This is a genomic window from Aestuariicoccus sp. MJ-SS9 (assembly GCF_032586235.1).
Lineage (GTDB): Bacteria > Pseudomonadota > Alphaproteobacteria > Rhodobacterales > Rhodobacteraceae > Aestuariicoccus.
On the sequence record NZ_JAWHTD010000005.1, the window covers coordinates 28,408 to 52,600 of the forward strand.

General features: G+C 65.9%; 19 protein-coding genes. 9 read left to right on the plus strand and 10 right to left on the minus strand.

From position 1 onward, the window contains the following. Positions 1 to 25 precede the first annotated feature (25 nt). The 7 genes from lpdA to RXV88_RS05400 form a co-directional block, all read right to left on the minus strand. Positions 26 to 1,771, minus strand: a complete 1,746-nt coding sequence (gene lpdA / locus RXV88_RS05370) for a dihydrolipoyl dehydrogenase (protein WP_316291077.1) — start codon at positions 1,769 to 1,771, stop codon at positions 26 to 28. Positions 1,772 to 1,785: 14 nt separating this feature from the next. Then, positions 1,786 to 3,069 carry a dihydrolipoyllysine-residue acetyltransferase gene (aceF, locus tag RXV88_RS05375; protein WP_316291078.1) on the minus strand — a complete coding sequence of 428 codons (1,284 nt, stop codon included), beginning with the start codon at positions 3,067 to 3,069 and terminating at the stop codon, positions 1,786 to 1,788. A gap of 24 nt (positions 3,070 to 3,093) precedes the next feature. Further along, positions 3,094 to 5,748: a pyruvate dehydrogenase (acetyl-transferring), homodimeric type gene (gene aceE / locus RXV88_RS05380; RefSeq protein ID WP_316291079.1), complete on the minus strand. Its 2,655-nt coding sequence runs from the start codon at positions 5,746 to 5,748 to the stop codon at positions 3,094 to 3,096. A 259-nt stretch (positions 5,749 to 6,007) separates the two neighbouring features. Further along, complete coding sequence (locus tag RXV88_RS05385; protein WP_316291080.1) at positions 6,008 to 6,934, minus strand: ornithine cyclodeaminase family protein; 927 nt, start codon at positions 6,932 to 6,934, stop codon at positions 6,008 to 6,010. Positions 6,935 to 6,937: 3 nt separating this feature from the next. Further along, complete coding sequence (locus RXV88_RS05390; protein ID WP_316291081.1) at positions 6,938 to 8,110, minus strand: DNA recombination protein RmuC; 1,173 nt, start codon at positions 8,108 to 8,110, stop codon at positions 6,938 to 6,940. Further along, positions 8,107 to 9,942 (minus strand): DNA mismatch repair endonuclease MutL, encoded by a 1,836-nt coding sequence (gene mutL / locus RXV88_RS05395; RefSeq protein WP_316291082.1) that lies wholly within the window; start codon positions 9,940 to 9,942, stop codon positions 8,107 to 8,109. Before mutL ends, RXV88_RS05390 begins: the two co-directional genes overlap by 4 nt. A 71-nt stretch (positions 9,943 to 10,013) precedes the next feature. Next, positions 10,014 to 11,048 carry a LacI family DNA-binding transcriptional regulator gene (locus RXV88_RS05400; RefSeq protein WP_316291083.1) on the minus strand — a complete coding sequence of 345 codons (1,035 nt, stop codon included), beginning with the start codon at positions 11,046 to 11,048 and terminating at the stop codon, positions 10,014 to 10,016. Positions 11,049 to 11,172: 124 nt separating this feature from the next. Here RXV88_RS05400 and RXV88_RS05405 point away from each other — a divergent pair, with 124 nt between their 5' ends. The 4 genes from RXV88_RS05405 (at position 11,173) to RXV88_RS05420 (ending at position 15,547) form a co-directional block, all read left to right on the plus strand. Beyond that, positions 11,173 to 12,237, plus strand: coding sequence for a sugar ABC transporter permease (locus tag RXV88_RS05405; RefSeq protein WP_316291084.1), 1,065 nt, complete (start codon positions 11,173 to 11,175; stop codon positions 12,235 to 12,237). Then, the gene (locus RXV88_RS05410) at positions 12,237 to 13,073 is read left to right on the plus strand and encodes a carbohydrate ABC transporter permease (RefSeq protein WP_316291085.1); all 837 of its coding nucleotides are present in this window, start codon (positions 12,237 to 12,239) and stop codon (positions 13,071 to 13,073) included. Before RXV88_RS05405 ends, RXV88_RS05410 begins: the two co-directional genes overlap by 1 nt. Before the next feature lie 39 nt (positions 13,074 to 13,112). Beyond that, positions 13,113 to 14,393, plus strand: a complete 1,281-nt coding sequence (locus RXV88_RS05415) for an extracellular solute-binding protein (protein ID WP_316291086.1) — start codon at positions 13,113 to 13,115, stop codon at positions 14,391 to 14,393. A gap of 68 nt (positions 14,394 to 14,461) precedes the next feature. After that, positions 14,462 to 15,547 carry a hypothetical protein gene (locus tag RXV88_RS05420; protein ID WP_316291087.1) on the plus strand — a complete coding sequence of 362 codons (1,086 nt, stop codon included), beginning with the start codon at positions 14,462 to 14,464 and terminating at the stop codon, positions 15,545 to 15,547. A 6-nt stretch (positions 15,548 to 15,553) separates the two neighbouring features. Here the strand turns inward: RXV88_RS05420 and RXV88_RS05425 are convergent, their stop codons facing one another. Continuing rightward, positions 15,554 to 16,774: a urate hydroxylase PuuD gene (locus RXV88_RS05425; RefSeq protein WP_316291206.1), complete on the minus strand. Its 1,221-nt coding sequence runs from the start codon at positions 16,772 to 16,774 to the stop codon at positions 15,554 to 15,556. A gap of 100 nt (positions 16,775 to 16,874) precedes the next feature. Here RXV88_RS05425 and RXV88_RS05430 point away from each other — a divergent pair, with 100 nt between their 5' ends. Together RXV88_RS05430 and RXV88_RS05435 are read left to right on the plus strand one after the other, a co-directional pair. After that, positions 16,875 to 17,783: a LysR family transcriptional regulator gene (locus RXV88_RS05430; RefSeq protein ID WP_316291088.1), complete on the plus strand. Its 909-nt coding sequence runs from the start codon at positions 16,875 to 16,877 to the stop codon at positions 17,781 to 17,783. An 80-nt stretch (positions 17,784 to 17,863) separates the two neighbouring features. Beyond that, entirely contained in the window at positions 17,864 to 18,238 is a 375-nt protein-coding gene (locus tag RXV88_RS05435) for a rhodanese-like domain-containing protein (RefSeq protein WP_316291089.1), read from the plus strand. Between the two features lie 239 nt (positions 18,239 to 18,477). Here RXV88_RS05435 and RXV88_RS05440 read toward each other — a convergent pair whose 3' ends face one another. Beyond that, a complete protein-coding gene (locus tag RXV88_RS05440) occupies positions 18,478 to 19,881 on the minus strand; it encodes an aspartate aminotransferase family protein (RefSeq protein WP_316291090.1) in 1,404 nt (467 codons plus the stop codon). A gap of 162 nt (positions 19,882 to 20,043) precedes the next feature. Here RXV88_RS05440 and RXV88_RS05445 point away from each other — a divergent pair, with 162 nt between their 5' ends. Next, entirely contained in the window at positions 20,044 to 20,745 is a 702-nt protein-coding gene (locus tag RXV88_RS05445) for an SDR family oxidoreductase (protein WP_316291091.1), read from the plus strand. A gap of 14 nt (positions 20,746 to 20,759) precedes the next feature. Here RXV88_RS05445 and RXV88_RS05450 read toward each other — a convergent pair whose 3' ends face one another. Next, the gene (locus RXV88_RS05450) at positions 20,760 to 21,422 is read right to left on the minus strand and encodes a GntR family transcriptional regulator (RefSeq protein WP_316291092.1); all 663 of its coding nucleotides are present in this window, start codon (positions 21,420 to 21,422) and stop codon (positions 20,760 to 20,762) included. A 169-nt stretch (positions 21,423 to 21,591) separates the two neighbouring features. Between RXV88_RS05450 and RXV88_RS05455 the strand changes: the two genes are divergently transcribed. Both RXV88_RS05455 and RXV88_RS05460 read left to right on the plus strand, forming a co-directional pair. Further along, the gene (locus tag RXV88_RS05455; protein WP_316291093.1) at positions 21,592 to 22,674 is read left to right on the plus strand and encodes a polyamine ABC transporter substrate-binding protein; all 1,083 of its coding nucleotides are present in this window, start codon (positions 21,592 to 21,594) and stop codon (positions 22,672 to 22,674) included. 54 nt (positions 22,675 to 22,728) lie between these two features. After that, the gene (locus RXV88_RS05460; protein WP_316291094.1) at positions 22,729 to 24,147 is read left to right on the plus strand and encodes an ABC transporter ATP-binding protein; all 1,419 of its coding nucleotides are present in this window, start codon (positions 22,729 to 22,731) and stop codon (positions 24,145 to 24,147) included. Positions 24,148 to 24,193: the final 46 nt, after the last annotated feature.

Consider the following 24,193-nt stretch of genomic DNA (forward strand, 5'->3'; position numbering starts at 1 on the left):
GGATGGGGTCGGCCCCACCCCTTGATCAATGCTTGCGCTTTTTCGGCGGCATCAGGTCGGTGATCGTGCCTTCGAACATCTCTGCCGCAAAGTTCACCGTTTCCGACAGCGTCGGGTGCGGGTGGATGGTGTGGCCCAGATCGACCGCATCCGCCCCCATTTCGATGGCAAGCGCCGCTTCGGCGATCAGATCGCCGGCGTTCGTGCCGACGATGCAGGCGCCGATCAGGCGGTCGTCCTCGGGATCGAAGAGCAGCTTGGTGATGCCCTCGCTGCGCCCGTTGGACAGCGACCTGCCCGACGCGGCCCAGGGGAAGACGCCCTTTTCGTACTTGATGCCCTTGGCCTTGGCCTCGGTTTCGGTCAGGCCGCACCAGGCGACCTCGGGGTCGGTATACGCGACCGATGGGATCAGCTTGGCGTCGAAGAACCGCTTTTCGCCCGCCGCGACCTCTGCCGCGACCTTGCCCTCGTGCACGGCCTTGTGCGCCAGCATGGGCTGGCCCACCACGTCGCCGATGGCGAAGATATGCGGCACACCGGTGCGCTGCTGGTTGTCGACGGCGATAAAGCCGCGCTCGTCCACCGCGACGCCGGCCTTTTCCGCGTCGATCAGCTTGCCGTTGGGCTTGCGGCCGACGGACACCAGCACCTTGTCGAAGGTGTCGGTGAAGGTCTCGCCCTTGTCGTCCTCGAAAGTGACCTTGAGGCCCTTCTTCTGCGCCTCGACCGCCGTCACCTTGGTCTTGAGGAAGATATTCTCATACCGCCCCTCGATGCGCTTGTGCAGAGGCTTGACGATGTCCTTGTCCGCCCCGGGCATCAGCTGGTCCATGAATTCGACCACGGTGATCTTGGCCCCCAGCGCGTCGTAGACGCAGGCCATCTCCAGCCCGATGATGCCGCCGCCGAGGACCAGCATCCGCTTGGGAATATCGCGCAGCTCGAGCGCGCCGGTGCTGTCAATCACCCGCTCGTCGTCATGCGGGATGAAGGGCAGGTTCACCGGTTCGGACCCGGCGGCGATGATGCACTGGTCGAAGCTGACGTTGGTCTTGCCGCCGTCGCCCACGACCTCGATCATGTTGGGCCCGGTGAAAGTGCCGTAGCCCTGCACGACCTGCACCTTGCGGCCCTTGGCAAGACCGCCAAGGCCACCGGTCAGCTGACCTACGACGCCGTCCTTGAACTTGCGCAGCTCATCAAGATCGACCTTGGGCTTGGAAAAGCTGACGCCATGCGCGCCCATCTCCTCGGCCTCGGTGATGACCTTGGCCACGTGCAGCAGCGCCTTGGAAGGAATGCAGCCGACGTTGAGGCAGACCCCGCCCAGATTCGGGTATTTCTCGATCAGGACGACCTTCTTGCCCAGGTCGGCGGCGCGAAAGGCCGCGGTGTAGCCGCCGGGGCCGGAACCCAGCACGACCACCTCGGCATGCACATCGCCCTTGCCGGCGGCCGTGCCGGTGGCGGCGACCGCCTTGGGGGCTTCGGCGGGTGCCTCCTCGGCCCCTTTCTGGGCCTCCTCGGCACCGGCGGCGTCGGCGCTTTCGACCACCATGATCACGGTGCCTTCGCTGACCTTGTCGCCTTCGCTCACCTTGATCTCGGTGATCTTGCCGGCGGCCGGAGAGGGCACCTCCATCGTAGCCTTGTCGGATTCCAGTTCGATCAGCGGATCCTCTGCGGCGATCGTGTCGCCGACGCTGACAAGGATGCTGACCACGGGCACATCGGTGAAATCGCCGATATCGGGAACCTTGATGTCCATTTTACTGACCTCCCTTACCACATCAGCTTGCGCATATCGCCAAGCAGCGTCTTGAGCGTCACGCAGAAGCGCGCGGCCAGGGCGCCATCGACGGCACGGTGGTCATAGCTGAGCGACAAGGGCTGCATCAGGCGCGGCACGAAGTCCTCGCCGTTCCAGACCGGCGCAATCTTGGAGCGCGTGAGGCCCAGGATCGCCACCTCTGGCGCGTTGACGATGGGGGTGAAGGACGTCCCGCCGATCCCGCCGAGCGACGAGATGGTGAAGGTCGCGCCCTGCATATCCGCCGATTTCAGCTTGCCGTCGCGGGCGGCGGCGGAAAGCTCCATCAGCTCCTTGGAGATCTCGACGATCCCCTTGCGGTCGGCATCCTTGATCACCGGCACCATCAGCCCGTTGGGCGTGTCCGCTGCGAAACCGATGTTGTAGAAATCCTTCTTGATCAGCTTGTCGCCGTCCGGATGGATCGAGCTGTTGAACTCCCAATGGGTCTTCAGCGCCGAGACCGAGGCCTTGATCACAAAAGACAGCAGCGTCACGCGATAGCCCTGCTCCTTGGCCATCCCGTCCATCTCTTTGCGGTAGGCGTCGAGATCGGTGATGTCGGCCTCGTCGTTATGGGTGACATGCGGGATGTTCAGCCAGGACCGGTGCAGCGCGGGGCCCGAGATCTTCTTGATCCGGGGCATGTCGACCTCTTCGATGGGGCCGAACTTGCTGAAATCGACGGCGGGGATCGGCGGGATGCCCATGCCGCCCTGCACGGCCGCGCCGCCACCGGCGGCCGGGGCCACCTGGGCCTTGAGCGCCTTCTCGACATCCTCGCGCAGGATGCGGCCCTTGCGGCCGGTGCCGTTTACGGTGTTCAGATCGACCTCGACCCGGCGGGCATAGGCGCGCACCGAAGGCGAGGCATGGACGCGGGAAAACCCGGCGTCGGTCACTGCGGCCGCAGCGGCAGGGGCCGGAGCGGGCGCCGGTGCCGGGCTTGATCCGGCACCTCCCGCGGGCGCAGCTTCGGCCTTGGGGGCCTCTTTCGGCGCGTCCTCGGCGGCCGCCCCGCCCGAGGCTTCGACGATCAGGATAACCGCGCCTTCGCTGACCTTGTCGCCTTCGCTGACCTTGATTTCCTTGACCACACCGGCGTGGCTCGACGGCACTTCCATCGTCGCCTTGTCGGATTCCAGTTCGACGATCGGGTCTTCCTCGGCGATGGTATCGCCGACGCTGACCAGCACGGACACCACCGGCACGTCGGTGAAATCGCCGATGTCGGGAACTTTGATTTCGGTTGTCATACTTCTGTCTCCTCGTTCCCGCCGTTACACCAGACGCGGGTTCGGCTTGCCGCCGTCGATGTCATATTTCTGAATGGCCTTTTCCACGTCCTTTTCGGACAGCACGCCCTCGCGGTACAAATCCACGACGGCCGCCGCCGCGATGTGGTTGGCATCCACCTCGAAGAACCGCCGCAGGTTCACACGGCTGTCGGACCGGCCAAAGCCGTCGGTGCCCAGCACCGTGTACCGCTGGGGCACAAAGCCGCGGATCTGCTCGGCGAAGTTCTTCATATAGTCGGTGGCCGCGATCACCGGGCCTTTGACCCCGTCGAGCTGCTGGGTGACGTAGGGCACCCGCTGTTCGGCGGTCGGGTTCAGGCGGTTGTGGCGCGCGCAGTCCTGACCGTCGCGGGCCAGCTCGTTAAAGCTGGTGGCCGACCAGATGTCCGAGGTCACGCCAAAGTCTTCCTTCAGCATCTCGGCCGCCTTGATCGCCTGCACCAGGATCGTGCCCGACCCCATCAGGTTGACGTGCTTCTTGCCCGGACGCGGGGTCTTCGACATCCGGTAAAGACCCTTGATGATGCCCTCCTCGGCGCCCATCGGCATTTCGGGATGCTGATAATTCTCGTTCATCAGGGTCAGGTAGAAGAACACGTCCTCCTGATCCTCATACATCCGCTTGAGCCCGTGCTGCACGATCACCGCAACCTCGTAGCTGAAGGTCGGGTCGTAGCTGATGCAGTTGGGGATGGTGCCCGCCAGGATGTGGCTGTGCCCGTCCTCATGCTGGAGCCCCTCGCCGTTCAGCGTGGTGCGCCCCGCCGTGCCACCCAGCATGAAGCCGCGCGCGCGGCTGTCGCCAGCGGCCCAGGCCAGATCGCCGATCCGCTGAAAGCCGAACATCGAGTAATAGATGTAGAACGGGATCATCGGAACGCCGTGGGTCGAGTACGACGTCGCCGCCGCGATCCAGTCGGCCATCGCGCCCGCCTCGTTGATGCCTTCCTGAAGCACCTGACCGTCGGCGCTTTCCTTGTAGAACATCATCTGGTCGCGGTCCTGCGGGGTATAGTTCTGCCCCAGCGGGTTGTAGATGCCGACCGACCGGAACAGCCCCTCCATCCCGAAGGTGCGGGATTCGTCCGGCACGATCGGGACCACGTTCTTGCCGATCTTCTTGTCGCGCAGCAGCGTGGTCAGGATGCGCACGAAGGCCATGGTTGTGCTGATCTCGCGGTCGCCCGTCGATTCCAGCTGGCCCTTGAACTTGTCCAGCCCGGGGATTTCCAGCGCATCGACCTTGCTGTCGCGCTTGGGGAAGCTGCCGCCCAGTTCCTTGCGCCGCTCGGCCAGATAGGCCTTTTGCGCGTTGTTCAGCGTCACAAAGGGCGCCTTGGGAAGGTCGGCGTCGTCCACCGGGATCTTGAACCGGTCGCGCATGGCGCGCAGCTGGTCCTCTTGCATCTTCTTTTGCTGGTGGGTGGTGTTCTGGCCTTCGCCGGCGGTGCCCATGCCGTAGCCCTTGACCGTCTTGACCAGAATGCAGGTCGGCTGGCCTTGGGTCTTGGTTGCGCGCAGGAAGGCGTTGTAGACCTTCTTGGGATCGTGCCCGCCGCGCCGCAGCGCCCAGATCTGATCGTCGGTCATGTCCTCGACCAGCGCCGCGGTCTCAGGGTATTTGCCGAAGAAATGCTCGCGGATATAGGCGCCGTCCTTCGACTTGAAGGTTTGATAATCGCCGTCCAGCGTTTCGTTCATAAGCTGGCGCAGCTTGCCGCTGGTGTCCTTTTCCAGCAGTTCGTCCCAGCCCTTGCCCCAGAGCAGCTTGATCACATCCCAGCCCGCGCCGCGAAACTCGCCCTCAAGCTCCTGCACGATCTTCGAGTTGCCGCGCACCGGGCCGTCGAGCCGCTGCAGGTTGCAGTTGACCACGAAGATCAGGTTGTCGAGCTTTTCCCGCGCCGCGAGGCTGATCGCGCCCAGGCTTTCTGGTTCGTCCATCTCGCCGTCGCCGAGGAAGACCCAGACCTTGCGGTCGCCCGCGTCGATCAGGCCGCGGTTGTGCATGTATTTCATGAACCGCGCCTGGTAGATCGCCATCAGTGGCCCCAGGCCCATCGAAACGGTCGGGAACTGCCAGTAGTCCGGCATCAGCCAGGGGTGCGGATAGGAACTCAGGCCACCGCCATTGACCTCGGACCGGAACGCCTCGAGCTGGTCCTGGCTGATGCGGCCCTCCATGAAGGACCGCGCGTAAATGCCGGGCACCACATGGCCCTGAAAGAACACCAGATCGCCGCCGTGGATCGCCGACTTGGCGCGCCAGAAATGGTTGAGCCCCACGTCGTAAAGCGCCGCCGACGACGCGAACGAGGCGATATGCCCGCCGTATTCGGAAGATTCCTTGTTGCGCCGCACAACCGTGGCCATGGCGTTCCAACGGTTGATCGTGCGGATCCGCCACTCCATTTCGTAATCGCCGGGCATGGGGACCTCGTCATCCGGCGAGATCGTGTTCTGATACGGCGTCGTGGCCGAGAACGGCAGCCGCGCACCGGCGGCGCGGGCCTGCTGCACGGCCTTGTCGAGAAGATAATGCGCGCGGTCGGCGCCGTCGCGCAGGATCACATCCTCGATTGCATCCTGCCATTCCTGGGATTCCGTCGGATCGATATCCTGGGGATTGTCTGTCATAGTCCCTCTTCTTCCTGTCTTGCGCCCCCGTGGCGCTATATTTGGTTTAGGCCTAAACCATTCTTTCCCGGCCTGCGATGCGTCATCGGGTCTACCCAATTTCCGCAGCACGTCCCGGCGGTCAACGCGTGCCTAGCAGCTTGGGTTCCCCCGCGGCAGGCATGCCGCTGCATACCGTCCATGCACTGAGGGCATGAATATTGTTCAGCCTTAAACGATATTTCACCAAGCCCGATTCGTCCGCCATATTACTACGCACTCAGCCGGATTGGCCGGCGATCTGGCGCCAGACCCGTGCGGCGAGGGCGTAATCGCCGGCGGCCATGCCGCGGAACATGAAGGCCCGCGGCCCGGGCCGCAGCGGCACATCGCGGCTGAGCAGCCCGGTCAGGTCGTCGGTGATTTGCCCGGCGGGCACCACCGGTTCGGGCATCGACAGCTCTTGATCGACATCGTCGACCACGACGGTCCGGAACGCGGCGCGCCCTTCGGGAATCCAGGGCTTGGCCGCGTCGGTGACGATGGCCAGCGATCCCGGCTTCATCAGCCGCGCGTCCAGAAACGGCTCGCCGCTGTAGGTGATCGGGATCGAGGTGACGACGATATCGGCATCCTCCAGCGCCTCCTCGGGGCGCTCGCAGACCTTCGCCGCCATCCCCAGGCCGTTGGCCATGCCGCAAAGCCGGTCGATGTTTTCCTGCCCCCTCCCATAGGCGCGCAGCTCGCGCAAAGGGAAAAGCCCGGCGAAAAGCTCGAGATGGCTGCGCGCCTGCAGACCGCAGCCGACAAAGCTGATGACCCCGGCCTTGGGATCGGCCATCCGCCGCGCGGCGGCGCCGCTAAGCCCGGCGGTGCGCACGCCGGTGATCCATTCGGAATCCATCACCGCCAGCAGCACACCGCTATGGGCGTCCAGCACCATGATCGCCCCGGTGATCGATGGCAGGCCACGGCCGGGGTTGTCGGGGCAGACCGTCACCGCCTTGACCACGGTCACCTCGCCCGAGGCCAGCGTGGTCATCATGTAGCGCCCGTCGCCGGGCTGGAGCGCCGATTTGGGCGTGGTCAACAGACGACCCGCCGCCTTGTCGCGGATCGCGTCCTCGATACAGGCGACGACGTCAGACGGGGTGATCCCCAAAGCGCGCAAATCGTCATCGGTCAGAACGCGCGGGGCAAAGGGCATGGGTCACTCTCCGGGTTTGGTCAGTTTGACGATTCTGTCGTCACCCTCACCCGCGAGCTCCTCAAAGTCAAAATTGTCGAGCCGCTTGGCCCGCCGACCCGCCTTGTCGGCGCTGATCTTGATGTCGGAAATGTCCTTGGCCGCCTGCCCGAAATGCCGGTCGAGGTTTTCGACCCGCGTGCCCAGACGGTCCACATCGGCGTAAAGCAACCCCAGTTCCCGGCGGATCGCCCCCGCCTGTTCGCGCATCCGCGCGTCTTTCAGAATGGCGCGCATGGTGTTGAGCGTCGCCATGCAGGTGGTTGGGCTGACGATCCAGACCCGCGCGGCAAAACCTTCGCGGACCACTTCTGGGAAATTGGCATGCAGCTCGGCATAAATCGCCTCGGACGGCAGGAAGAACAGCGCGCCATCCGCCGTCTCGCCCTCGAGGATGTAGCGCTCGGCGATGTCCTTGATGTGCTTGCGCACCGAAAGCCGCAGCGCCTGCACCGCGCGGTTGAGCTGATCCTGGGTTTCGGCGCGGCGCAGCTGTTCGTAGGCCTCAAGCGGAAACTTGCTGTCGATGGCGATGGGGCCGGGAGGGTTGGGCAGATGGATCAGGCAATCGGCGCGCTTGCCGTTCGACAGCGTCGCCTGCAGCGTGAAACTGTCCGATGGCAGCGCCTTGGTCACGATGTCGGTCAGCTGGATTTCCCCGAAGGCCCCGCGCGTCTGCTTGTTCGACAGGATGTCCTGCAGGGACAGCACGTCGCCCGACAGCTTGGTGATATTGTCCTGCGCCTTGTCGATGACCTTGAGCCGTTCCTGCAATTCGCCAAGGCTCTGGGCCGTGCGGCGGGAAGAGCCCGAGAGGTTCTCGGTCATCCGCTCCTGCACCTCGGCCAGCCGCTTTTCCATAAGCTGCAGCATCGCGGTCTGGCTTTGGGCCTGCGCCTCGCTGACGTGGTGCAGCCCGCCGGCCAGCCGTTCCTGCCCGTCGCCAAGCGACTGCACGCGCTGGCCGAGCTGGCCCAGTTGCAGCGCAAGCGGTTCGGCCAGCCGCGCCGACCGGCCCGCGGCCCGCGCCGCGACGATGAGAAGCACGAGGATCAGCAGCAGCACAACCGCGCCCGCGAGCACGGCCAGCACCAGCGGATCGTTCAGCGCATACGAGGTGTCGCCGATGGTGATCATGTGCGCCCGAAGAGCCGTTCGATATCGGACAGCTTCAGCGACACATAGGTGGGCCGCCCGTGGTTGCACTGACCGGAATGCGGCGTCGCCTCCATCTCGCGCAGGAGCGCGTTCATCTCTTCGGCGCGCATCCGGCGGCCGCTGCGGATCGAGCCGTGGCAGGCGACACGGCTCAGGATCGCCTCGATCCGGGCCTGCACCAGCGAGGCGCTGCCCAGGTCGGCCAGCTCGTCGAGGATGTCGAGGATCAGCGCCTTTGCGTTGACCTCGCCCAGGATGGCGGGAGTTTCGCGCACGGCCACGGCCGCGCCGCCGAAGGGCTCGACGGTAAGGCCCATGCGCGCGAGATCCTCGGCCACCGACAGGATCAGCGCCTGGTCGTCGGTCGACAGATCGACGATCTCGGGGATCAGGAGGGCCTGCGCGGCGACGCCGTTTTCCGCCATCTGCGTCTTGAGCCGTTCGTAGACCAGCCGTTCGTGGGCGGCGTGCTGGTCGACGATGACGAGGCCGTCCTCGGTCTGGGCGATGATGTAGTTTTCATGCACCTGCCCCCGCGCGGCGCCCAGCGGAAGGGCGGTGGCGGGCGTCTCCTCCTGCCCTTGCGGGCCGTCCTCGACAGGATCGACCCGCGCGCTGTAGGTGCCCGCCATCTCGGCAAAGCCCGGGGCCTGCGCGTGATAGGCGGTGCTGCGCGCCTGCTGCGAAGGCCGGTCCATCTGGTAGATGCGTGGCTGCATCGGTTCGGGCCGCATTGCGCCCAGCGTCGCGTCGGCCACGGTGGACGAGGCGCGGTGCCCGGCCTCGGCCAGCGCATGACGGACGGCGGAGACGATCAGCCCGCGCACCAGCCCGGGATCGCGGAAGCGGACCTCGGCTTTGGCCGGGTGCACGTTGACGTCGACGCGTTCGGGCGGGCAATCGACGAAGAGCGCGGCGGCGGGATGGCGGTCGCGGCTGAGGAAATCGGCATAGGCCCCGCGCAACGCCCCGATCAGCAGCTTGTCGCGGACCGGACGGCCGTTGACGAAGAGGTATTGCGCCACCGCCGAGCCCCGCGAATAGGTCGGCAAGGCGGCATAGCCGGTCAGGCGGATGTCCTCGCGAATTGCGTCGACGGGCAGGGCGTTGTCGGTGAACTCCGCCCCCATGACCTGCGCCAGCCGCGTGCGCAACGCGTCGAAGAGATCGCCGGTGGCCGCATCGGCACGGAAGACGATCCGGTCCTGGCCGTCGGAAACCTCGCGCAGGGTGAAGGAGATCGACGGCTCGGCCATGGCCAGCCGGCGGATCGTGTCGGTGATCGCCTGGCCTTCGGCGCGGTCGGTGCGCAGGAATTTCAGCCGCGCCGGGGTGGCGTAGAAGAGATCGCGCAGGGTGACCACGGTGCCCGCGTTCAGCGCGCAGGGCCTGACATCGCCGAGGATACCGCCGTTGCAGGCGATCTCGGCCGCCTCATGACCGTCGGCGCGGCTCTGGATCGTCAGCCGCCCGACGGCACCCAGCGACGGCAAAGCCTCGCCGCGAAACCCGAAGGTGTGGATGTCGAGCAGGTTCGATCCGTCGATCTTGGAGGTGGCGTGCCGCGACAGGGCGAGGTGCAGATCCTCGGGCGCCATGCCGTGGCCGTTGTCGGTGACCCGGATCAGCGACTTGCCCCCCTGGGCGATGTCGATCTGGATGCGGGTCGCGCCCGAATCGATGGCGTTTTCAACCAGTTCCTTCACCGCCGAAGCCGGGCGTTCGACCACTTCGCCCGCGGCGATGCGGTTGATCGCTGCTTCGTCCAGTTGCCGGATTTGCGGGCGCATATTGGGGGCGTGTGTGTTCATGACACAAGACTTAGCAGGCTCACGGCGATTCTGAAACGGCAAAGCGCGGGGCGGGCGGGCTTGATCGCCGCCTAGACGCCGGTCCTGCAAAAGTGGGAATCCCGCACCACGACCGGGCATTCCATGCGGTGATGCCCGGCCGCCTTGCCCTCGCCCGCCAGCAGCACCTGGGTGCACCAATGCCCCATCTCGCGGTGCGGCAGCAGCACGGTGCTGAGCGCCGGCGAGAGGTGCTGGGCGATTTCCTGGTCGTCATAGCCCATCACCGCCATGGTCTCGCCCACCCGTTCGCCGCGCTCTTTCAACGCCTCGTAGCAGCCGACGGCCATCAGGTCGTTGGCGCAAAAGATGGCGTCGGGGCGGGTCGGCCCATCGAGCAGGCGAAGCGTCGCGGCACGGCCGCCGCTGGGCAGGAAGTTCCCCGCCTGGATCAGCCCCGGGTCGACCGGCAGCCCCGCCGCGCGCAGCGCGCGCTCGTAGCCTTCGAGCCGCTGGTCCGCCGCCTCCATCCAGCTTTCGCCCGAGATGAAGGCGATCTTGCGGTGCCCCGCCTCGATCAGCATCCGCGCCGCGGCCTCGCCGCCGCGCCGTTCCGCCGGCACGACCGAGGGCAGCCGCCCCTCGGCATCGTGGCAATTGAGCAGGACCGCGCGGTGCTTGCCCAGCGCGTCGGGCGGGTCAACCGGGCGCGTCAGGATCGCGCCATAGACCACCCCCTCGACCCGGTCGGCGGACCATTTGCGCAGGATCGCGTTCTCATAGGCCGTGTCGCCGCCGGTCATCACCACTTCGACCAGCACGTCGTGTTTCCAGGCTTCCTCTTGCACACCCTCGATCGAGATCGCGGCGAAGGGGCTGGTGGCGATTTCGTCGAACATCAGCCCGATCACCCGCACACCCGCGCCCTTGGGCGGCCGCCCGGCGGCGCGCGGCCGGTAGCCCAGCTCGGCCACCGCATCCATGACGCGTTTGCGCGTTTCGCTGCTGATGCGCATCGACTGCTGGCCGTTCAGCACGAAGGAGACGGTGGATTGCGACACCCCGGCATGGGCCGCGATATCCTTCATCGTGACGCGGGCGGGGGGCGCGCCGGGCTTGTCCGACATGACCTGAAAACTTTCTGTTGCCGCCCGCTAATAAATATTGCTAATATTTTTAGCGCAAGCGGAATCGATTACCTGGACCCGGAGGGGAGGCCGAATGCCCGAGGCACCGAAAACGGCAAGGCGCATGACGCAGTCGCAGGCCGCCTTTGTGCTGCTGCTGCCGTTTCTCGCCACCTATGGGCTGTTCCTGGTCTACCCGTTCTTCCGTGGCGTCTGGATCAGCCTGCACGACTGGAACCTGCTGGCCGTCGCCTTCAACCCGGACGCCAAGGAATTCGTGGGCCTGCGCAATTACGAACGCGTCATGTGGGGCCGCAACATCACCTGGGGCGCCTTCGTCAGCCCGGCCCTGCAGATCGCGGGCATATTTGGCGCGGGGCTGGCGCTGTGGCTTGACCGGTCGCGCCGGGTCAGCCGCGTGACGGCGATTGCGCTGGGGGTCGCGGCGGTCTTGCTCTTTGTGCTACCCGGGTTCCATGCGGGCGAAGGCGGGCGCTGGTACGACCGCCGGTTCTGGCCGACGGTGGGCAACACGCTGGTCTTCGTCGCACTGACCGTGCCGGGCGTCACCGTGTCAGCGCTGCTGCTGGCGGCGGCGCTGAACCGAGAAACCCGGGCGATGACGGTGCTGCGGACGCTGTTCTTTCTCAGCCAGATCCTGTCGGTGACGGTGGTCACGCTGATCTGGCAGATCCTGTTCTCGCCGCGCCAGGGTCTGATCGCCAACATCACCGAGGCCCTCGGCGGCTCGCCCATCGTCTGGCTGACGGACGAACGCTTTGCCATGGCGGCCATCGTGATCACCACGATCTGGTGGTCGCTGGGCATCGCGATGATCCTGTTCCTGGCCGGACTTCAGGACATCTCGGCCGATCTTTACGAGGCGGCGGCGCTGGACAACGCCACGGGTCTCAAGGCGTTCTGGTACATCACCCTGCCGAACCTCAAGCGGACGATCACGCTGGTGATCGTGTTGCAGGTAATCCTGCAATTCCAGGTCTTCGGGCAAGCGCATCTGATGACGCAGGGCGGACCGAACGACACGACGCAGGTGCTGGTGCGCTACATCTACCAGACTGCCTTTCGCGACAGCGAGCTGGGCCGCGCCTCGGCGATGGCGGTGTTCCTCTTCGTGATCATGGGCGCGTTTTCCATCCTGCAGTTCGTCCTGGGACGGGAGAAGGACTGATGCTGAACCGGGGCTATTACTGGCTGGTGACCGCGCTTGCCATCCCGGCGTTCCTCTGGCTGGTGCCGACGCTTTGGATGGTGTCGCTGTCGTTCCAGCCGAACGAGGTTCTGGCCCGCACGACCTCGACCACCGCCTTCGGGCTGATGCCGCTGCCGTTCACGGCCGACAATTACGCGGCGCTGTTTTCCTTCGGGCAGACGCCGATGTGGTTTCTCAACTCGCTGATCGTCGCGGCGGGCATGACGCTGGGCGTGCTGGCGGTGTCGACCACTGCGGGCTATGCACTGGCGCGGCTCGAGTTTCCGCTGAAAAAGACGGTCACAGTGCTCTGCCTGATCGGGCTGATGGTGCCCGAACAGGCGGTCTTCATCCCGCTTTACACGATGTTCGCCGATTTCGGCTGGCACAACAGCTATCACGCGCTGATCCTGCCGCGCATGGCGGTGCCCATCGGGGTGTTCCTGATGCTGCAGTTCTTCAAGGCGATCCCAAAGGATATCGAAGAGGCCGCGCGGCTGGATGGGGTGGGCTGGCTGCAGATCTTCTGGCACGTGATGCTGCCGCTGGCGCGCCCGGCGATGATGACGCTGGCGATCCTGACGTTCCTTTACGCCTGGAACGATTACCTCTGGCCGCTCGTGTCGGCACAGCGGCAGGAATATTTCACCATCACGCTGGGCCTGGCCAGCATCCAATCGAATTTCGCGCAATCGGAGGGTTTGGGCCGGGTCATGGCCTCGGGCGTGATCGCCTCGCTTCCGGTCGTGCTGATGTTCCTGATCTTCCAGCGGTACGTGGTGCAGGCCATGACCGTCGGCGGAAGCAAGGGCTAAACCGGGGCCGCCAAAGGCCCCACCACAGGGAGGAGAGACATGAGACATCTCATCATAGGCGCGGCGGCCGCCGCGACACTGGCCACCGGCGCCATGGCGCAAGAGGTCACGCTGGGCCGCTTTTTCGGCGCCTGCGAGGACGCGGGCACCGACACCAAGACCAGCACGGGCGAGGCCTGCATCATCCAGTCGATCATCAACGCCGCCTCGGCCGAGATCGACGGCGTCACCGTCACCACGCTGCCCACCGACTGGGGCAATTACTATGACCAGATCAAGGCCTCCTACGCCGGGGGCACGCCGCCGGACGTGCATGTGATGCACCGCCACCGGGTGCCGGAATTCGCGGGCCTGGGTGCGCTTGCCGAAATCTCGGGCGACCTCGAGGCGGCCGGCATCGACCCCGCCGATTGGTCGGAAAACGCGCTGGCCGCGGTCAGCTACAACGGCGGCGTCTACGGCGTGCCGATGGATTTCCATGCCAACCTCTGGCACGTCAACATGGACCTGATGGAAGCCGCCGGTCTGGTCGAGAACGGCGCACCCGTGCTGCCTTCGTCGCCGGCGGAGCTGCTGGCCCATGCGCAGCAGGTCAAAGAGGCCACCGGGCAGAACTACCTCGCCGCCGATTTCGCGCAATTCCCGATCGGGGTGCGGCTGGTGCTGGCGCTGATGTGGCAGCAGGACGCCAACATCTTCACCGAGGACGGCACCGCCACCATCGACAACGACGCCGCGCGCAACGCCGTCACCGCGATAACCCAGCTTTTCGACGCAGGGCTAGCCGATCCGCAGCTGAACTATGCCGACAGCCAGCAGTCGTTCCTGAACGGCGAGGCGGCGATCCTGGTGAACGGCACCTGGGTGGTCGATTTCTACACCGCCGAGGCGGCGAAGGAAGAGGTTGGGCTGGATAATTACTATGTCGCCGATTTCCCGACGCTTTTCGACACCGGCGCGACCTGGGCGGACAGCCATATGTGGGCGGTGCCCGCCTCGCTGAAATCGGACGCCGACAAATACGCCGCCGCGCTCAAGGTGCTGGCCTTCATCAACGATCACAACATCGACTGGGCCCGCACCGGCCACATGGCGGTGCGCAAATCGGTTCTGGACAGCGATGAATACGCCAACCTGCCGCACCGGTCCGAATACACCGGCACCGCCGCCATCGCCCGCGACACGCCCCCGTCCGAGCGCTATGGCGCGATCCAGGACGTGCTCAACCGCGAGCTTCAGGCGATCTGGCTGACCGGCAAGTCCGTCGACGACGCGCTCGCCGATGCCGAGATCGAGGTCCAGGACCTGCTCGACCGCTAAACCGCCCTGCCCGGCCCCCCTCCGCACGGGGCCGGGCGATGCTTTTCAGGACCAGCCGGGGGAGAGACGTGGCACGTTGGGACAAGGACAAGGCAAGGGCCTGGTGGGCGGATCAGCCATGGATCTGCGGGTTCAACTTCCTGCCCTCCACCGCCGTCAACTTCATCGAGATGTGGCACCCCGACAGCTTCGACGCCGCCACCATCGAGAAGGAACTGGGCTGGGCCGCCGAGCTTGGGTTCAACGCGCTGCGGGTGAACCTGCATTACCTGGTCTGGAAGCACGACCGCGCCGGGCTGATCCGGCGGCTCGACTGGCTGATGGGCGTGGCGGAGGGGCTGGGCCTGCGCACGGTCCCCTGCCTCTTCGACGATTGCGGCTTTGGCGGGTTTGAGCCGGCCTACGCCCCCCAGCCGGACCCGGTGCCGGGCGTTCACAACAGCCGCGCCGTCGCTTGCCCCGGACGCGCCGCCCTGCTGGAGGGGGCCGAACGCGCCGGATGGGAGGCCTACGTCCGCGACATCCTCCGCCGCTTTGGCCGCGATCCGCGCGTACTCTTCTGGGATCTCTACAACGAGCCGGGCAACCGCATGGTGTTCGAGGCAACGGGCTCGCGCCTCTATGAACCCGATTTCACCCAAGCCAGCCGCGATCTGATGCTGGCGGCCTTCGACTGGTGCCGTGACGAGGCGCCAGACCAGCCCGCCACGGTCGGGGCCTGGACAACGCCCCCGCCCGGATCGACCGACGCCCCTTACCAGACCGAGATCGACCAACTGGCGTTGGCGCATTCGGACATCGTGACCTTTCACGCCTATTGGGACAGCGCCCATGTCCGGCGTTTCATCGACCACCTGTCAGAACAAGACCGCCCGATGATCTGCACCGAATGGATGGCGCGGCCCGTAGGCAGCCGCATCGCCGATCAGCTGGACCTGTTCCAGCAGGCCAAGGTCGGCTGCTTTCAGTGGGGCCTGGTGCGCGGGCGCACCCAGACCCACCTGCCCTGGCCCGCCGATCTGGTGGCCGCGCATGGCGGGACGGCGGACCGGTCGGTGTGGTTTCACGATCTGCTCGACGAGTCCGGCCGCGCCTATGACGCGACCGAGACGGCAAAGCTGCGGCAGGCGCTGTCGCCGGGGCAAACCGCCTGAGCCGCGTCAGCCCCCGGCGTTCTCGAACCAGGCGCGGATCGTCGCGCGCTCGTCCTCCTCCATCCACGACAGGTTCGCCGGCGGCATGGCGTGCGACAGCCCCGCCTGCAGATAGATCGCCTTGGCGTTGCGGGCGATTTCATACTCGGTGTCCAGCATCACGCCCTTTGGCGCCCAGAACAGCCCGTCCCAGACGGGTTCCTCGGCGTGGCACATCGAACAGCGGCCCAGCACGATGTCGTGCACCTCGGCATAGCCCTCGGCCTCGGTGAAACGTGTCAGCGATCCTTGCGCGGTCTCGGGCGTGTCGGCCCGGAACAAAGGCGCGGTCGATAGCCACATGATCAGCAGGAAGAGCACGGCGGTGACGGCCCAGGTCCAGTGCGGCTCGCCCTTGCGGGCGTGCATCGAGTTGAAGAAATGCCGGATCGTGACGCCCATCAGGAAGACGAGGCTGGCGATGATCCAGTTGTACTCCGACGCGAAGGCCAGCGGGTAATGGTTGGACAGCATCAGGAAGATCACCGGCAGCGTCAGGTAGTTGTTATGCGTCGAGCGCTGCTTGGCGATCTTGCCGTAGATCGCATCGGGCGTGCGGCCCGCCTGCAGGTCGGCCACCACGATCTTTTGGTTGGGTATGATGACAAAGAACACGTTGCCGGACATGATCGTCGCCGTGAACGCGCCCAGATGCAGCAGCGCCGCCCGGCCCGTAAAGACCTGCGTGTACCCCCAGGCCATCGCCACCAGCAACACGAAAAGCGCCACCATCAGCACGGTCTGATCCGCCTCGACAAAGACCTTGCAGAGCGTGTGATAGGCGACCCAGCCGAACGCCAGCGAGGCCAGCGAAATGGCGATCGCCTGCGATGTGCCAAGGTCCATGACATTGGCATCGACCAGATAAAACTCGGCCCCCAGGTAATAGACCAGCGCCAGCAGGACAAAGCCGCTGATCCAGGTCCAGTAGCTCTGCCATTTGTGCCAGATCAGCCCGTCGGGCATGCCCGGCGGGGCCACCAGGTATTTCTGGATGTGGTAGAAACCGCCGCCGTGCACCTGCCATTCCTCGCCATCGGCGCCGCTGGCCAGGTTGCGGTCGCGGTGCAGGCCCAGATCCAGCGCGATGAAATAGAACGACGACCCGATCCACGCGATGGCGGTGATCACATGCAGCCAGCGGACGGCGAATTCGGCCCAGGCGGCCATAGCGACGAAATCGTACATGGGGGCTCCGATCATGGTTTCGGTCAGGCTATACGGAACGGCGTTTGACTGATAAGCCTGAAAATCCCGGGGCACTTTCAAAAATCGCCGAAAGGTGGCCATGGCCTACGTGAACGACATCCGGATGTTCGTGCGTGTCTACGAATTGGGCAGCATGTCGGCGGCGGCGCGCGATCAGCGCACCTCGCCCGCCGTGGCCTCGTCACGCATCGCCGAGCTCGAGCGGCGGCTGGGCGTGCGGCTGTTCAACCGGACCACGCGGGCGCTGAACCCCACCGAACACGGGCGCATGTTCTACGACGGCGCGCGCGGCATCCTCGAGGCGATCGAGGCCGCCGAGGCCACGGTCATGGAAGCCACGCAAAGCCCGCGCGGCACGCTTTTCGTCGCCGCACCCCTGGGGCTGGGCCGACGCATCCTGGCCCCCGCCGTGCCCGCCTTCCGCGACGCCTACCCCGAAATCGACCTGCGCCTTCGCCTGTCGGACCGCAGCGTCGACGTGACGACCGAAGGCCTCGACCTGGCGTTCCACCTGGGCCAGCTGGCCGACAGCGACCTCAAGGTGCGGATGATCGCCGATTGCCCCCGCGTGCTGGTGGCCGCGCCGGATTACGTGGCGCGGCGCGGGATGCCCGTGGATGGCGCGGCGCTGGTGGCCGACAAGCACGATTGCCTGAACCTGCGCTTCCCCGGCGCCCGCGAATTCCAGTGGACGCTGCGGACCGAGGCGGGCCCGCAACGGTTCGACATCACCGGGCCCTTCGAATGCGACGACGGCGATGTGCTGACCGACTGGGCGCTCGCCGGGGCCGGGATCGTCTTGAAACCGGTGTTCGAAGTGGCCGAACATCTGCGCAGCGGCGCGCTTGTGCCCGTGGCCGAGGCGACCCCGCCCTACCCGGTGCAGCTCGCCTGCCTGTCGCCCTCGCGCCGCCACCGCGACCCCAAGGTCCGGGTCTTCGCGGATTTCATGATCGCCCATTGCCGGGACGCGCTGAAATCGGCGTGAGACGCCCCTTGCCCAGCCGAGACCGATGGCAGACAGTATTTCAGGATCCCGGAAAACCGGGTCTGACGAAGGAGACGATCATGAAGACCGAAACCATCGGCGACGCGGTTCTGGAAACCTGGGACGCAGAGGACGTCGCCGCCGCCTTTGCCCGGGACGAGATTTACCTCGTGGATGTGCGCACGCCGCAGGAATACATGTTCGAACATATCGAAGGCGCGCTGCTGATGCCGATGGCGTTCTTCTGCGCCGACAAGCTGCCGGGACAGACCGAAAAGCAGCTGGTGCTTTATTGCGGGTCGGGCGTGCGGTCGGACAAGATGGCTCGCAAGGCGATCGAGGCGGGCGTCAAACGCGTCGCCCATCTGGCGGGCGGCTTCGGCGCCTGGAAGGCCGCCAAGAAGCCCTTCATCGGCACCAACATGGGCACCGGCGCGCCGCAGCGCGTGGGCTAGGGGCGCGGAGAGCGCGGATCAGCCTTGGGGCGGAACCGTTATTCCGACAAGCACCGAGTCGCGGAATCAAGGCCGCAGGCCGCCGCGACCAGCGCCTGCCCGTACCGGCGGGCTGGCGCTTTGGCGACGACAGCGCTTCGTTCATTCGATGCAATGACTTGGCCGAGATAAAGCGCATCGAAGGACCGCTGCGGCGCCACCCCACGGGCAGGCGCCGGTCGCTCCCCTAGAACCCGGCGTCAAACCGACCGCCGCGGCTCCATCAGCCCTTGCTCTTCAAGCTGCGCGTGCGCCTCGTCGAGGCACTGCCACGCGCGCGAGATCAGCGTGTCGATCTCGTCCTTCGAGATCACCAGCGGCGGCGAGATGATCATCCGGTCGCCCACGTGCCGCATGATCAGATTGTTGGCGAAGCACCGCTCGCGGCAGATGTACCCGGCCGTGCCCGCCTCGGCGGCAAAGGCCGCGCGGCTGGCCTTGTCGGGCGTCAGCGCAATCGAGCCCATCATCCCAACGATCCTGGCCTCGCCAACCAGCGGATGGTCGGTCAGCGACTGGAACTTTTCGGTCAGATAGGGCCCGGTCTCATCCCTCACCCGGTCGATCACGCCTTCGTCCTGAAGGACGCGGATGTTCTCCAGTGCCACAGCGCAGGCCACGGGGTGGCCGGAATAGGTGTAGCCGTGGTTGAATTCGGTGCCCGATATGACCTCGGCCACCTCAGCCGACAGGATCGACCCGCCGATGGGCTGATAACCAGAGGACAGCCCCTTGGCGATGGTCATGATGTCGGGCGTGATGCCCATGGTCTGCGAGCCGAACCAGTTGCCGGTGCGCCCGAAACCGCAGATCACCTCGTCGGCGATCAGCAGGATGCCGTATTTCTTCACGATGCGCTGGATCTCGGGCCAGTAGGTTTCCGGCGGCACGATCACGCCGCCCGCGCCCTGCACCGGCTCTGCGATGAAGGCGGCGACGGTGTCGGGACCCAGCTCTTCGATCTTCGCCTCAAGCTGGCGGGCACGTTCCAGGCCGAACTCCTCGGGCGTCATGTCGCCGCCTTCGGACCACCAGTCGGGCTGGTCGATGTGATGGATGCCGGGGATCGGCATCCCGCCCTGCGCATGCATCCCCTTCATGCCGCCCAGCGACCCAGACCCGACCGACGAGCCGTGATAGGCGTTCCAGCGACTGATGACGTTCTGCCGCCGGGGCTGGCCCTTTTCGGTCCAATAGGTGCGCACCAGCCGCAGGTTGGTGTCGTTCGCCTCGGACCCCGAGGAGGCATAAAAGACGTGGTTCAGATCGCCCGGTGCCAGCTCTGCCAGCTTGGCCGACAGCGCGATGGCGGGCACATGGGTGGTCTGAAAGAAGGTGTTGTAGAACGGCAGTTCCTGCATCTGCCGCGCCGCCGCGTCGGCCAGCTCGCGCCGGCCGTAACCGACGTTCACGCACCAAAGCCCCGCCATGCCGTCGAGAATGCGGTTGCCGTCGCTGTCGGTCAGCCAGCAGCCTTCGGCCCGGGTGATCACCCGCGCGCCCTTCTTGCCGAGATCGGCCCCGTGGGTGAACGGATGCATGTGGTGTGCTGCGTCCAGACGCTGAAGCTCGGACGTCGGGGTGTTGGTGGAAATCACGGTCATTCGGGGGCCTCCAGCTGGGGTCCGCGCAGAATATGATCAAATTTTCCAGTGTCAATCGCACAGCGTTTCGCGAATCGATTCCGCCCCTATGCGGGCTTGCGCGGCACCGGCTGCGCCGCCGCTGTGCTAGACTGGCGCAGGAACGGGCGACAGGAGGGCGGCATGGACCGGAAAATCGCACTGATCACGGGGGCCTCCAGCGGCATCGGGCGCGGCACGGCGATTCGGCTGGCGCGGGACGGCTGGTTCATCATGGCGCAGGGCCGGCGCGAGGACGCCTTGCAGGACACGCTGCGCGCGGTCCGCGACGCGGGCGGCGATGGCGACGCGATGACCGCCGAAATGAGCGATCCGGCGGCGCTGGCAGCACTCGGCGCCTGGGCGACCCGCGAAGGCAGGCTCGACGCAATGGTGCATTGCGCGGCCAAGTTCACCTATGGGCCCGTATCGGTGGACAGGTTCGAGGATTGGGACAAGACCATCGACACCGTGCTGCGCGGCACCATCCGCCTGACAGCCCATGTGCTTGACGCCATGCGCGCGGCCCAGGGCGCCTATGTCTATATCTGCGGGCCGACCTCCTGGACCGGCTGGAAGAATCACGCCATCCACTGCGCCACCCGCCACGCCCAACTGGGCTTTGCCAAAGCGCTCTTCGAGGACGTGCGCGAGGACGGCGTCCGGGTGACGGTGGTGCACCCCGGCTTTGTCCATACCGAGGGCGTCGGGATGCAGGGCAAGGACCCGGCCCGCATGATCCAGGTGTCCGACATTGCCGAGATGATCGCCCAGGCCGTGACCCTTCCGAACACCGCGTGCGTCACCGAACTGACCATGCGTCCGCAGCGCTCACCCTATCTCTGATCTGCGGTGGCGGGTCAGAGGCTCTGCGCGATCAGATCCATGCCCTGTTCGACGTCGGCCAGCATCGCCGCAGCGGCGCCCTGCGAATCGCCGGTGTCCAGCGCCGTCAGGATATCCTTGTGCCGGTCGGGCAGGTTGCGCGTGCCCATCTGCCCGCAAACCACGCGCAGCGAAGGGCCGAACCGCAGCCAGAGCCCGTCGACCAGCGCGGTGAGGATCGGCGCGTCGGCCAGCCCATTCAGAACCGCATGAAACCGGTGATTCTCCAGCAGATAGCCGCGCACGTCGCCGCGCGCGATGGCACGGTCCAGCGCATCGTCGATGCCGCGCAGATGGGCCACTTCGGCCGCCGTGACGCGCCCGCTGGCGCGAGCGGCGAGCCGTGGCTCCAGAGCCGAGCGCGCCTCGGTCAGCTCCTCTATGGCCCGCCCGTCCAGCACGGGAACCGCGATGCGGCGATTGCCCAGCGCTTCAAGCGCGCCCTCGGCGGTCAGGCGGCGCAGCGCCTCGCGCACCGGGGTCATGCCAGCGCCCAGCGCGTCGGTCAGGCCCTGGATCGTGACCGGCTGGCCCGGGGCCAGCTCGCCAAAGAGCACCTTGTCGCGCAATTGCCGATAGACCGTCTCGTGCGCCGGCAGCGCCACTGCCCCGTTCCCGCGGGATGCCTGCGAATTCATCGTTCTCCCCCTCGCTCGCCTGTGACGTGCCGCGTCCGCTTGCGTGCCGCCTTTCGCCGTGAAAGCATGACGCATATTGCTATTGGCGGCAATATTTGATCAAATTCTGTAACCGACAGGGGCACAAACGACTCCTGCGGCCTCACGGGAGCGTATGGAGCGTATGAAAATGACCAAGCTGCTGAGTTTCACAGCCACACTGGCCCTCGTGGCCGCGGCCGCCCAGGCCGAAGAAGTCCGGGTCTACAACTGGTCCGACTATATCGACGAAGCCCTGCTGGAAAAATTCGAAGCCGAAACCGGTATCGAGCTGATCTACGACGTCTTCGACAGCAACGAAGTGCTCGAGACCAAGATGCTGGCCGGCGGGTCGGGCTATGACGTCGTGGTGCCAACCGGCACCTTCCTGCAGCGGCAGATCGCGGCGGGCGCCTTTCAGGAGCTGGACAAGTCCAAGCTGCCGAATATCGAAAACATGTGGGACGTGATCGAAAAGCGCACCGCGACCTACGATCCGGGCAACGCCTATTCGATCAACTACATGTGGGGCACCACGGGCATCGGCGCGAATGTCGGCAAGGTGACCGAACTGCTGGGCGACGACGCCCCCCTGGGCAGCCTGGCACTGGTGTTCGATCCGGCGAACATGGAAAAACTGGCGGAATGCGGCGTGCATTTTCTCGACGCCCCGACCGAGATGATCCCGGCGGCGCTGGCCTATGCCGGCATGGACCCCGATGCCAAGGACGACGAATCGCTCGCCAAGGCCGAAGAAGTGCTGATGGCGATCCGTCCCTACGTGCAGAAGTTCCACAGCTCGGAATACATCAACGCGCTGGCCAACGGCGACATCTGCGTCGCCGTGGGCTGGTCGGGTGACATCCTGCAGGCCCGCGACCGCGCCGCCGAGGCCGACAACGGCGTCGAGATCGTCTACAACGCGCCGTCCGAAGGCGCGCTGATGTGGTTCGACCAGATGGCCATTCCGGTGGACGCGCCCAACCCCGAGGCGGCGCATGTCTTCCTGAACTTCATCATGGATGCGCAAAACATGGCCGCGGCGTCGAACTACGTCTACTACGCCAACGGCAACCTCGCGTCGCAGGAATTCCTGGTCGAGGACGTGATCGGCGATACAGCGATCTATCCCGACGCGTCGGCGCTGGAAAATCTCTACACAGTCACGCCCTTCGGCCCGCGAGAGCAGCGCACGTTGACGCGGCTCTGGACCAAGATCAAGTCGGGCACCTGACGCCCTTCCGGCCCGCGCCACCCCGGCGCGGGCCCTTTCATGTCCGGGAACGCCATGGCCGCAACCACCCCCAAGACCAAGCCGAAACCCGCCGCGCATGGCGGCGTCTTCGAACCGTGGAACGACCCCGACGCCAAGCCGCTGATCCAGTTCAAGGGGGTCACCAAGCGCTTTGGCGATTTCGTGGCGATCGACAACCTGACGCTGGATATCTTCGAACGCGAATTCTTTGCGCTGCTGGGGCCGTCTGGCTGCGGCAAGACCACGATGATGCGGATGCTGGCCGGGTTCGAAACCGCGACCGAGGGGCAGATCCTGCTGGCCGGTCAGGACATCGGCAACGTGCCGCCCAACAAGCGCGCGGTGAACATGATGTTCCAGAGCTACGCGCTCTTTCCGCATCTGTCGGTGTGGGACAACATCGCCTTCGGGCTGAAGCGCGAAGGCATGGCGAAGGACCGCATCGAAGACCGCGTGGACGAAATGCTGCGCCTCACGCGGCTGACGAAATTCGCGCGCCGCAAGCCGCACCAGATCTCGGGCGGGCAACGCCAGCGGGTGGCGCTGGCGCGCAGCCTCGCCAAGGCGCCGAAGCTGCTGCTGCTGGACGAGCCGCTGGGCGCGCTGGACAAGAAGCTGCGGCAGGACACCCAGTTCGAGCTGATGGATATCCAGGAGAAGCTCGGCACCACCTTCGTGATCGTGACCCACGATCAGGAAGAGGCGATGACCGTCGCCAGCCGCGTCGCGGTGATGGACGAAGGCCGCGTGGTGCAGGTCGCGACCCCGGATGTCATCTACGAGGCCCCGAATTCGGTCTATGTCGCCGATTTCATTGGCGACGTGACGCTGATCCGGGGCACCGCACACAAGGCGGTGGCCGAGGCGCCCGAGGCCGCCGCACCGGTCCCGGCCTCCGAACCCACCCAGACAAAAGCATCCGCATCCGCGCAGCCCGCGCCGCGCAGCCCCCAGCCCAATGCACTGGGCATCTGGCTGCACGACCGCGTTCTCAAGCCCGTGCTCGGCCCCCGCACCGCGACGCCCGAGACCAAGCTGCTGCCGCCCCCATCCGCGCCCGACACCGCCCCCACCCCCGCGGCGGGGCTTCCCCCCCGGCCGCGCGGCCCCGGGTTCGAGATCGATTGGGCCGAAGGACAGCCGCGCCTCTTTTACGCCACCGAAGACATGGCGCTGGAGGGCAAGCCGGTAATCCTCGCCCTGCGTCCTGAGAAGGTTGCAATCTCGAAAAACCGGCCGGAGACGGCTGTCAACGCGCTAAGCGGCAAGGTCATCGACATTGCCTATCTCGGCAACATCTCGACCTATCACGTGGAACTGGCGGACGGGTCGATGATCAAGGCCCAGACCGCCAACACCCGCCGCATCGCGCGGCGCGACATCACCTGGGATGACGAGGTCTGGGTCAGCTTCTCCGCCACCGGTGGCGTGCTGCTGGAGGATGGCGCATGATCGGTAATCGCGGGTGGGGGGCCAGCCCCCCACACCCCCCGGGATA

Coding starts and splice junctions, on each gene's coding strand:
- lpdA (WP_316291077.1), bottom strand. CDS start 1,771: ATGGACATCAAGGTTCCCGATATCGGCGATTTCACCGATGTGCCCGTG.
- aceF (WP_316291078.1), bottom strand. CDS start 3,069: ATGACAACCGAAATCAAAGTTCCCGACATCGGCGATTTCACCGACGTG.
- aceE (WP_316291079.1), bottom strand. CDS start 5,748: ATGACAGACAATCCCCAGGATATCGATCCGACGGAATCCCAGGAATGG.
- RXV88_RS05385 (WP_316291080.1), bottom strand. CDS start 6,934: ATGCCCTTTGCCCCGCGCGTTCTGACCGATGACGATTTGCGCGCTTTG.
- RXV88_RS05390 (WP_316291081.1), bottom strand. CDS start 8,110: ATGATCACCATCGGCGACACCTCGTATGCGCTGAACGATCCGCTGGTG.
- mutL (WP_316291082.1), bottom strand. CDS start 9,942: ATGAACACACACGCCCCCAATATGCGCCCGCAAATCCGGCAACTGGAC.
- RXV88_RS05400 (WP_316291083.1), bottom strand. CDS start 11,048: ATGTCGGACAAGCCCGGCGCGCCCCCCGCCCGCGTCACGATGAAGGAT.
- RXV88_RS05405 (WP_316291084.1), top strand. CDS start 11,173: ATGACGCAGTCGCAGGCCGCCTTTGTGCTGCTGCTGCCGTTTCTCGCC.
- RXV88_RS05410 (WP_316291085.1), top strand. CDS start 12,237: ATGCTGAACCGGGGCTATTACTGGCTGGTGACCGCGCTTGCCATCCCG.
- RXV88_RS05415 (WP_316291086.1), top strand. CDS start 13,113: ATGAGACATCTCATCATAGGCGCGGCGGCCGCCGCGACACTGGCCACC.
- RXV88_RS05425 (WP_316291206.1), bottom strand. CDS start 16,774: ATGTACGATTTCGTCGCTATGGCCGCCTGGGCCGAATTCGCCGTCCGC.
- RXV88_RS05430 (WP_316291088.1), top strand. CDS start 16,875: ATGGCCTACGTGAACGACATCCGGATGTTCGTGCGTGTCTACGAATTG.
- RXV88_RS05435 (WP_316291089.1), top strand. CDS start 17,864: ATGAAGACCGAAACCATCGGCGACGCGGTTCTGGAAACCTGGGACGCA.
- RXV88_RS05440 (WP_316291090.1), bottom strand. CDS start 19,881: ATGACCGTGATTTCCACCAACACCCCGACGTCCGAGCTTCAGCGTCTG.
- RXV88_RS05445 (WP_316291091.1), top strand. CDS start 20,044: ATGGACCGGAAAATCGCACTGATCACGGGGGCCTCCAGCGGCATCGGG.
- RXV88_RS05450 (WP_316291092.1), bottom strand. CDS start 21,422: ATGAATTCGCAGGCATCCCGCGGGAACGGGGCAGTGGCGCTGCCGGCG.
- RXV88_RS05455 (WP_316291093.1), top strand. CDS start 21,592: ATGACCAAGCTGCTGAGTTTCACAGCCACACTGGCCCTCGTGGCCGCG.
- RXV88_RS05460 (WP_316291094.1), top strand. CDS start 22,729: ATGGCCGCAACCACCCCCAAGACCAAGCCGAAACCCGCCGCGCATGGC.